Genomic DNA, 1,830 nt, shown 5'->3' on the forward strand with positions numbered 1-1,830 from the left:
GCGCCGCCTGCGCCGCGAACAGGCCGTGGATCAGGGCCTGCTGCGGGTACGCCGACTGCGTGGCATTGAACCCGTGCAGCACCTGCGACCGCTCGACCGGCGACAGCAGCGGCAGGCGGCTCACCGGCTGCGTGTCGTCGGCTACCATGGCGTTCAGGATGGCCACGAGATACGCATTGAACCTGCAGATCGTCTCGCGATCGAACAGGCTGGTGGAATAGATGAATTTGCCCGTCAGGCCCTTGCCCGAATCGATGAACGACAGATCCAGATCGAAGTGCGCGCTGCTATACGCAGTCTCGACCTTCTTGGCGGTCAGCCCCGGTAGCTGCAAGGCCTCCTCGCCGACCGCATTGTTCATGCTCAGCAACACTTGGAACACGGGGCTGTAGCTCAGGTTGCGCTCGGGCTGCAGGGCTTCGACCACCTGCTCGAACGGCAGGTCCTGGTGCGCGTAAGCCTCCAGCGTCGTGGCCCTGACCTGGGCCAGCAGCGCGGCCACATTGGGATCGGCCTGCAGGTCCACACGCAACGCCAGCGTGTTGACGAAGAAGCCGACCAGCGGCTCGACCTCCGCACGCGCGCGATTGGCCACCGGACTGCCGATGACGATGTCGTGTTGCCCGCTCAACCGCGCCAGCAGGATCGACCACGCGGCCAGCAAGGTCATGAACAAGGTGGTGCCATGGCGCTGCGACAGCGCCCGCAGGCCGGCGCTCAGTTCTACGGTCAGGCTGACGTCGATGCCGTCACCGGCGTAGTTCTGCAACGCCGGCCGTGGCCGATCGGTCGGCAGTTCCAGCAATGCCGGCGCGCCGCGCAGGTGCCCGGTCCAGAAATCGAGCTGCCGTTGCAGCACCTCGCCCTGGAGCCACTGCCGCTGCCAGGCCGCGTAGTCGGCGTATTGGATCCGCAGCGGTGGCAGCGGATCCGGTTCGCCCCGGCAGAATGCGCTGTACAAGGCGCCGACCTCGCGGATCAGTACGGCCGTCGACCAGCCGTCGGAGATGATGTGGTGCTGGGTCACCAGCAGGACATGCTCGTCCTCGGACAGCGACAGCAGGTGACCGCGATACAGCGGTCCGTTCCTCAGATCGAAGGGCGCCTGCGCCTCGGTTACGAGCAACGCGTCCAGCGCTGCCTGCTGCGCCATGGGATCGAGCGCGCGCCAGTCCTGCTCGACCAGGGCAAACCCGACATCCGCGGCGACGATCACCTGGCGCGGCTCACCGTCGGCGCTGACGAACACCGTGCGCAGGCTCTCGTGCCGCGCCACGATGCGGTCCAGGGTCGACCGCAGTGCCACCTGATCGAGGCGTCCGATCAACCGCAGGGCAGCCTGCAGATGGTAGGCCGCCCCGGCCGCATGATCGAGCTGGTCCAGGAACCACAGCCGCTGCTGCGCCCAGGACAACGGCAAGGTCTGGCTGCGATCGGCGCGCGGGATGCCCTGCTTCCTGCTTTCTTCGGCATGCAGCGCGATGCGTTGCTTCATCCGGTTCTGGATGATGGTCTGTTTCAGCGCTTCCAGCGCGGCGGCGTTGTTAGTCATTGATCGACTCTCGATCCAGCATCTCGCGCAGTTCTTCCTCGGACAGGGAGTCCAGCTCGCGTTGCATGCGCTCGAGCTCGTCGCCCAGAAAGACAGTCTTCTGCAGTTCGTCGACGGCAGCGGCCAGCTCCACCAGCGTCGGCCGTTCGAACAGCGCACGCAGCACCACGTCGACCTGGAATTGCTCGCGGATCCGGATCACCAGTTGCATCACCAGCAGCGAGTGTCCGCCCAGTTCGAAGAAGTTGTCCTGGCGCCCGACCTGCTCCACACCCAGC

2 protein-coding genes are annotated in these 1,830 nt (G+C 66.0%); both read right to left on the minus strand.

Annotated features, from left to right (window positions below):
• A partial coding sequence (locus tag GGR71_RS20880; RefSeq protein WP_456362653.1) for a condensation domain-containing protein occupies positions 1–1,552 on the minus strand: 1,552 nt, incomplete at its 3' end.
• Positions 1,545–1,830, minus strand: a 286-nt coding sequence (locus tag GGR71_RS20885; protein ID WP_184452297.1) for a phosphopantetheine-binding protein, incomplete at its 5' end; no start/stop codon positions are given. The genes GGR71_RS20880 and GGR71_RS20885, both read right to left, overlap by 8 nt.

This window comes from Xanthomonas sp. F1 (assembly GCF_014199855.1).